The sequence below is a fragment of the Rhodovulum sp. genome, from assembly GCF_011048875.1.
GTDB classification, from domain to species: Bacteria; Pseudomonadota; Alphaproteobacteria; order Rhodobacterales; family Rhodobacteraceae; genus Rhodovulum; species Rhodovulum tesquicola.
The window spans coordinates 1-7477 of the sequence record NZ_DSDD01000182.1 but is presented as its reverse complement, the minus strand read 5'-3'; the positions used below and the strand labels follow the sequence as shown (position 1 = coordinate 7477).

Annotated in this window: 5 protein-coding genes; 3 read left to right on the top strand and 2 right to left on the bottom strand. The window is 69.3% G+C overall.

All coding sequences use genetic code 11. The annotated features are described in order from the left end of the window. Positions 1-2848, bottom strand: a 2848-nt coding sequence (locus tag ENN83_RS06320; protein ID WP_287185302.1) for an efflux RND transporter permease subunit, incomplete at its 3' end; no start/stop codon positions are given. Beyond that, complete coding sequence (locus ENN83_RS06315; protein ID WP_287185301.1) at positions 2845-4059, bottom strand: efflux RND transporter periplasmic adaptor subunit; 1215 nt, start codon at positions 4057-4059, stop codon at positions 2845-2847. The genes ENN83_RS06315 and ENN83_RS06320, both read right to left, overlap by 4 nt. Positions 4060-4293: 234 nt before the next feature. Between ENN83_RS06315 and ENN83_RS06310 the strand changes: the two genes are divergently transcribed. From ENN83_RS06310 to der, 3 genes are all read left to right on the top strand, one after another. Then, the gene (locus ENN83_RS06310) at positions 4294-4932 is read left to right on the top strand and encodes a hypothetical protein (protein WP_287185299.1); all 639 of its coding nucleotides are present in this window, start codon (positions 4294-4296) and stop codon (positions 4930-4932) included. Positions 4933-4968: 36 nt separating this feature from the next. Continuing rightward, positions 4969-6288, top strand: a complete 1320-nt coding sequence (locus tag ENN83_RS06305; protein WP_287185297.1) for a PQQ-like beta-propeller repeat protein — start codon at positions 4969-4971, stop codon at positions 6286-6288. Positions 6289-6337: 49 nt separating this feature from the next. Further along, a partial coding sequence (gene der / locus ENN83_RS06300) for a ribosome biogenesis GTPase Der (RefSeq protein ID WP_287185296.1) occupies positions 6338-7477 on the top strand: 1140 nt, incomplete at its 3' end.

The following is a 7477-nucleotide window of genomic DNA, read 5'->3' as shown; positions in this document are numbered from 1 at the left end:
TGGACAGGAAGGCCGAGCTTTCCTTCTGGTGGGCCCGGTCGCCGGTCCATTCCCATGTGACATCCGCCGGAAGCGGGTTGGTGTTCAGCCATTCGGTCAGGGCCGCGATCCGCTCATTGGCATTGATCGGGGCGCCCGCCTCGTTGGTCAGGCCGCTGGCCACCGCGGCCTTGACGTCGAAATAGCGCTTGCCGTCCACGCGGTTGATCCGGCCACGCTTCTCCACCGGGGTCAGCGTGATGAAATTCGCAAGCGGCACCAGCCCTTCGGTGGTGCGCAGCTTGAGCGTGTCGAGGGTGGACAGCAGCCGGTCCTGGTCGGGCAGGCGGACGCGGATCTCGATTTCCTCGTCGGAACTGGGCACGCGCATCTTGTCGAGCAGGATGCCGCGGGTGACAAGCTGGACCATGGCGCCGACGCTGGACGCGCTGGCGCCGAAACGTCCGGCGGTTTCCACATCGACGTCGATCTGCCAGTCGATGCCGGGCAGGGGCAGCGTGTCCTCGATGTCGCGCAGCCCCTCGGTCGTCTCGAACCGGGCGATGACGGTCCGGGCGGCGGCGGAGAGGCTGTCCCAATCCTCGCCCATCAGGCGCAGATGGACAGGCTTGGCCGAGGCCGGCCCCATCACGAGGTCCAGGATCTCGGCGTGGATGCCCGGGATTGCGGCCAGCCCCTGCATGATGCGGTCCAGCACGCGGTTTCCGTCCAGTTCGGGAATGTCGGCGCGCTCTTCCCAAGGGACCAGTTCGATCTGGATCTGGCCGACCGTGTCCAGCGGCGGGCTGGCGCCTGCGGTGTTCGAGTGCAGCCCGCCCTCGCCGGCAAAGGCGAAGGCGTTGCGCACGCCGCGCTCGGCCAGCACGACCGACTCGGCCTGGCGCACCAGCGCGTCCTTCTCGTCGAGCGAAAGGTTGCCGCGGGCGCGGACATAGACGATGGCCTGTTCGGGTTCGCTCTCGACGAAGAACTCCACCCCGTTGTTATGCTTGCCGAAATAGAGGAACACGCCGATCACGAAGGCCATGACGGCGGCCACCGTGACGATCGGCATGACCGGATTGCCGACGATGGCCCGGATCACATGGCCGAAGGCGGTGCGGCGATAGCCCGCGCGGACCGGCGCCCGGCGCGGCGTCTTCAGCGCGTTCACGCCGATCGAGCAGAGCACCAGCCCGGCGATGAACAGCGCCATGCCGGGCAGAATCCCGGCAGGCCCCGAAGGCCCCGTCGAGGGCGCCGGGAAGGCGGGGTTCAGCATCCGCAGCGCCGCATAGAAGGTCAGCGCAAGCGCGAAGGCCATCAGCCCGGCCCGCGCGGCCAGCGGCCAGGGACGGACGCGCGCGGTGATCCGCCACAGGATGCGCGAGAACCTCCCCGCGACGCCCCCCACCACCGGCAGGTAGACCAGCGCCACCATCAGGCTGGCCGACAGCACGAAGATCAGCGTGATCGGCAGCATCCCCATGAACTCGCCCGCCACGCCGGGCCAGAACAGCATCGGCAGGAAGGCGCAAAGCGTGGTCGCGGTGGAACTGACGATGGGCCAGAACATCCGCTTGGCCGCCTCGGTGAAGGCGTGCATCGGGCCGACACCTTCCGAGATCCGGCGGTCGGCATTCTCGACCACAACGATGGCGCCATCGACCAGCATCCCCACCGCAAGGATCAGCCCGAACATCACGATATTGCTGACCGCGACACCCAGAACGCCGAACAGCACGAAGCACAGCAGGAACGAGGTCGGGATCGCAAAGCCCACCAGCAGCGCCGAGCGCGTGCCGAGAAAGGCCAGCACCACGATCATCACCAGCGCGATCGCGGTCAGCACCGAGCCTTCGAGCTGGCGCACCATCGACGCGACCGTATGCGACTGGTCGTTCGAGGTGCCCACGGTCACCGCCTCGCGCAGATCCTCGGGCCAGGCCTCGCGCGCGGCGGCCACCTCGCGTCGGATCAGGTCGGCGGTGTCGATGATGTTGAAGCCCTTGCGCTTGACGATCTGCAACGCGACCGTCGGTTCGCCGTTGAAGCGCGCGGTCGAGCTGCGATCCTCGAAGGTCATCCGGATCTCGGTCAGGTCGCCCAGCGTCACCACCCGGTTGCCGTTCACCTTGACGGGCAGCGCATAGATGTCCTGAACGCCCTCGAACGAGGACGGGATCTTGACCGAGAACGTGCCCTGCGGGGCATCGACCTCGCCCGCGGCGATCAGGCGGTTGTTGTTGCGCACCACCTCGATCAGTTCGCCCACGGTGACATTGTAGGATTCCAGCCGGAGCGGGTCGATGATGACCTCGACCATCTCGTCGCGATGGCCGGTCAGGACGACATCCAGCACCGGGTCCAGGCCCTGCAGCCGGTCCTGCAGGTCCTTGGCGACGCGCAGCAGCGTCCGTTCGGGCAGCGGCCCTGACAGGTTCACGATGATGATCGGGAATTCCGAGAAGTTGATCTCGGTGATCGCGTATTTCTCGTAGCCCTCGGGAAACTTGGCCTCGGCGGTGTTCATGCGGTCCCGCACATCGGCGATTATCTTGGTCTTGTCCCAGCCGAACTCGAATTCCAGCGCGACCGCGGCGAACCCCTCGCGCGCCGTCGCCGTCATCTTGTCCAGCCCGTCCAGATCGGAAAGCTCGGTCTCCATCGGCTTGACCAGCAGCTTTTCGGCATCCTCGGTCGAAATGCCGGGGAAGGGGACCGAGATGAACAGCGCGGGGATCTCGATATCCGGCTCGCCCTCCTTGGGCAGCCCGACATAGGCCATGGTGCCGGCCACGATCGACATGATGACGAAGGCCACGACCATCCGGGCGCGGCTGGCGGCCCAGTCGATGATCCCGGTCATTCGCGGGCCTCGCGGTAGGTGACGGCCAGCGGCACGCCGTCGGTGACGAATTCCTGCCCGACGACGATCACCTCGGCTTCGTCCGGCAGGCCCGCGACCCAGAACCCGTCCGGCGTGTCGCGCAGGATCTCGACCGCGAAGAAGCGGGCGGTGCCGTCGTCATCCGCCAGCCGCAGCCCCAGCCGCCCGGCATCGTCCAGCGTCAGCGCCGATTGCGGCACCAGATGCGCGCTCTGGCCCGGGACCGCGATGATGATCTCGACGGCCTGGCCCGCGCGGATCGTGCCCGCCTCGTTCTGGACGGCGATCTCTACCCGGAAGGTGCGTGTCGCGGGATCGGCGGTGCGGGCGACGAAACTGACCCGGCCCATGATCTCGCGGCCCGAGGCCAGCCGCCCCCCCGCCAGCGCGCCGATCTCGATCCGGTCAAGCTCGGTTTCCGGCACATAGCCGACAAGGTAGATCGGATCGAGCTGGATCACCGTCGCGCAAAGCGACCCGGGCTGCATCAGCGTGCCCAGTTCGGCCGTGTCCGCATCGAGCAGCCCGGCGAAGGGCGCGGCGATCTTCAGCCGCGCGATCTCGGTCCGGGCGGCGGCGACATTCGCCTCGCCCGCGCGGATTGCCGCTTCGGCGGCCTCCAGCCCGGCCTGGGCCGAGGCCACGCCCGCCTCGGCGGTCGAGACGGCGGTCTGCGTGCCCGCGACGCGGGTGTCGGAGGCAAAGCCGCCTTCGGCCAGCCGCTGTGCCGCGCGGTCGTTGATCTCGGCCTCGGACCGCCGCGCCTCGGCCAGAACGACATTGGCCCGCGCCTCGGGCAGGCGCGCCCTCGCCTCGGCCAGCGCGGCCTCGGCCTGGGCCAGCGTCTCGGCCCTCGTGCCCGGATCGAGTTCGCACAGCACCGCGCCCTCGGCAATGGTCGCGCCGCGGCGCAAGGGCTCCGAGATCACCCGTCCGCCGGTTTCGGCGCGGACCTCGACCTGGCGCGCGGCCTGGGTTTCGCCGCGCACCCGCACCGCACCCTGCACCGTCTCGGCGCGGCTTTTCTGCACCACGACCGAGACCCTCCGATCCGCTTCGAAAACGGTGTCCTCGGCGGTGGCGGCGACGGGTTCGGCGCCCGCGAAGGCCAGCACCCGGTCGCGCTGCATCAGCAGAAGATAGAGCGAGATGCTCACCAGCACCGCGGTAAGCATGGGGATCAAACGCATCCGGTCCTTGCCTCTTCCATCGCTTTCCCGCGTCGAGCGCATTCCCCCCGCGTTCGACGCCACCGCCCGGCTTCGGACGGGGTGATTTCAATCGGGTGAACCAATTGGTTCAGATTACAGCGCAAACTGCATTCATTCAAGCCTTGGACGCGCGTTCCGGCGGGGCTTTGCAATCCCGTCCGGGCTGGGGTATGACGGGCCCGACGCCAGATCGAGCGGGCCGAGCGAGGCAGGATGAGCAACCCCGACAGTTTCATCGAGGAAGTCACCGAAGAGGTGCGCCGCGACCGGCTTTTCCGCCTGATGCGCCGCTATGGCTGGATCGCGGTTCTGGCGGTGTTGCTGCTGGTGGGCGGCGCAAGCTGGCGGGAATGGCGCGCCGCGCAGGACCGGGCTGCGGCCGAGGCACTGGGCGATGGCATCCTGACCGCGCTGGAACTGCCAGATCCGGCCGCGCGGGTGGCCGCACTTCAGGCTCTGCCCGCAACGGGCGAGGCGCGCGGGCTGGTCAAGCTGCTGATCGCGGGCGAGATCGGCGCCGAGGCGGCACCCGAATTGCGGGCGATGGCGGACGATCCGTCGCTGCCGCTGCATTACACCCATCTCGCCGCGCTGAAGCTGGTGATGATCGAGGGACGCGCCGCCGCGCCCGATGCGCGTCTGCAAACCCTTTCGCCGCTGGCCAAACCGGGGCGTCCGTTCCGCCCGCTTGCGCTGGAACAGATGGCGCTGGCCGAGATCGACGCGGGCAATACGGCGGCCGCGCTTAGCCATCTGCGCGCGCTGGTCGAGGATGCAGGTGCGAGCGCGGGCTTGCGTCAGCGCGCCTCTCAGTTGATTGTGGCGCTCGGCGGCGGGTCCGACGAGGGCTGACGGCCCGGTTTCTGGTTTGACGAGGGGACTCGCGCGGTGAAATTCGCTTCTGCAATCGGAACCCTGACGGCGGTCGCGCTTCTGGCCGGGTGCAGCCAGAAGGAGCCGATCCTTCCGGGCGAGCGGCTTGGCGTGCGCGAGGCGCTGGGCCTGGAAGAGGGCGGCAGCGCCGCGGTGGCCCCGGTCCCCGTCGCGATCACGCTGCCCGCGCCCGTGTCCCGCGCCGATCATCCCCAGCCCGGCGGAAACGCCACCCATCTGCCCGAACATGCGGCGCTTTCGGCCGCGCCCGCCCGGATCTGGACGGCCAGTATCGGGCAGGGCGATACGCGCCGCCACCGCATCACCGCCAGCCCGGTCGTGGCGGGGGGCAGGGTCTTCACGCTGGACGCCCAAAGCCGGGTCACCGCCGTCTCGACCGGCGGCGAACTGCTCTGGGCCGCCGATCTGACGCCCGCCTCGGAGCGCGCGCGCTCGGCCTCGGGCGGGGGGCTGGCTTTCGGCGACGGGCGGCTGTTCGCGACGACGGGCTTCGGCTCGCTGGTCGCGCTCGATCCCGCAACGGGGGCGCAGCTCTGGACGCAACGCACCGACGCGCCGGTCTCGGGCGCGCCGGCCTATCGCGACGGGCTGGTCTACATTGTCAGCCGCGACAGCCGCGCCTGGGCGGTTCGGGCCGAGGATGGGCGCGTGCAATGGCAATTGCCGGGAACGCCCTCGCCCGCGGGCATGACCGGGGCGGCGGCGCCTGCGGTGTCCGACCGGCTGGCGGTCTTCCCCCTTGGCTCTGCCGAACTGGTGGCGACGCTGCGCCAGTCGGGCTTGCGGGTCTGGCAGGCGACGGTGGCGGGCCAGCGCCGCGGCCTTGTCTATGCGAATGTGACCGATCTGGTCGCCGATCCGGTGATTGCGGGCGAGGTTCTTTACATCGGCAACCAGTCGGGCCGGACGGTCGCGCTGGCCGCCAGTTCGGGCGAACGGCTCTGGACCGCCGAGGAAGGCGCCTATGGCGCGGTGCTGCCGGTGGGGGGCTCGGTGTTCCTTGTCTCGGATCAGGCGCGGCTGGTGCGGCTCGATGCTGCAAGTGGCGCCACGGTCTGGACGGTGGAGCTACCCTATTTCACCAAGGAAAAGCCCAAGCGGTTCAAGGCGATCCATGCCCATTACGGGCCGGTTCTTGCCGGAGGGCGGCTGTGGGTGGCCTCCGATGACGGGCTGTTGCGCGCCTTCAGCCCGGAAAGCGGGGCGCTCGTGCAGTCGGTCGAACTGCCCGGCGGGGCGGCGTCGCGCCCCGTGGTGGCGGGCGGCACGCTTTACGTTGTCTCGACGCGCGGGCAACTGCACGCTTTCCGCTGAGGCGAGATTGGTGTAGGCGGGCGGCTTGATCCGTCCGGAGTTGCGACAGATGAGCTTTACCCTCGCCATCGTGGGCCGGCCCAATGTGGGCAAGTCCACGCTGTTCAACCGCCTTGTCGGCAAGCGGCTGGCGCTGGTCGACGACCAGCCGGGCGTGACCCGCGACCTGCGCGAGGGCGAGGCGCGGCTGGGCGATCTGCGGTTCACCGTGATCGACACCGCAGGCCTGGAAGAGGCGACCGACGAAAGCCTTCAGGGACGGATGCGCGCCCTCACCGAACGCGCGGTCGGCATGGCGGATGCCTGCCTGTTCGTGATCGACGCGCGGGCGGGCGTCCTGCCCGCCGACGAGATCTTTGCCGAAATCCTGCGCCGCAAGTCCGCCCATGTGATCCTGGCCGCCAACAAGGCCGAGGGCGCGGCGGCCGATGCGGGCGTGATCGAATCCTATGCGCTGGGCCTGGGCGAGCCGGTGCGCCTCTCGGCCGAGCATGGCGAGGGGATGGGCGATCTCTACGCAGCCCTCGCGCCCCTGGTCGAGGAGGCCGAGACCCGCCAGATCGAGGAGGCCGCGCCCGAGACCGATGTCGATGTGCAGGACGGCGACGAGGACACCGGCCCCCGCGTGCCGAGCCGCGCGAAACCCTTGCAGATCGCCGTGGTGGGCCGCCCGAACACGGGCAAGTCCACGCTGGTCAACGCGATTCTCGGCGAGGATCGTCTGCTGACCGGCCCCGAGGCCGGGATCACCCGCGACGCGATCTCGGTGGTGCTGGACTGGCAGGGCGTGCCGATGCGCGTCTTCGACACCGCGGGCATGCGCAAGAAGGCGCGCGTGCAGGACAAGGTCGAGAAACTGTCGGTGGGCGACGCGCTGCGCGCGATCAAGTTCGCCGAGGTCGTGGTGGTGCTGCTGGACGGGCAGGCCCCGTTCGAGACGCAGGACCTCAAGATCGCCGATCTGGCCGAGCGCGAGGGCCGCGCGGTGGTCGTGGCGGTCAACAAATGGGATCTGGAAGAGGACCGGCAGTGCAAGCTGAAGGCGCTGAAAGAGGAATTCGCCCGCGCACTGCCCCAGATCAAGGGCGCGCCGCTGGTCACCGTCTCGGCGCTGACCGGCCGCGGACTTGACCGGCTGAACGAGGCGGTGATGTCGGCCTATGCGGTCTGGAACCGTCGGGTTTCCACG

What these genes read in the sequence shown, in the direction of transcription:
- ENN83_RS06310 (WP_287185299.1), top strand. Translation starts at nt 4,294, where the DNA reads ATGAGCAACCCCGACAGTTTCATCGAGGAAGTCACCGAAGAGGTGCGC.
- ENN83_RS06315 (WP_287185301.1), bottom strand. Translation starts at nt 4,059, where the DNA reads ATGCGTTTGATCCCCATGCTTACCGCGGTGCTGGTGAGCATCTCGCTC.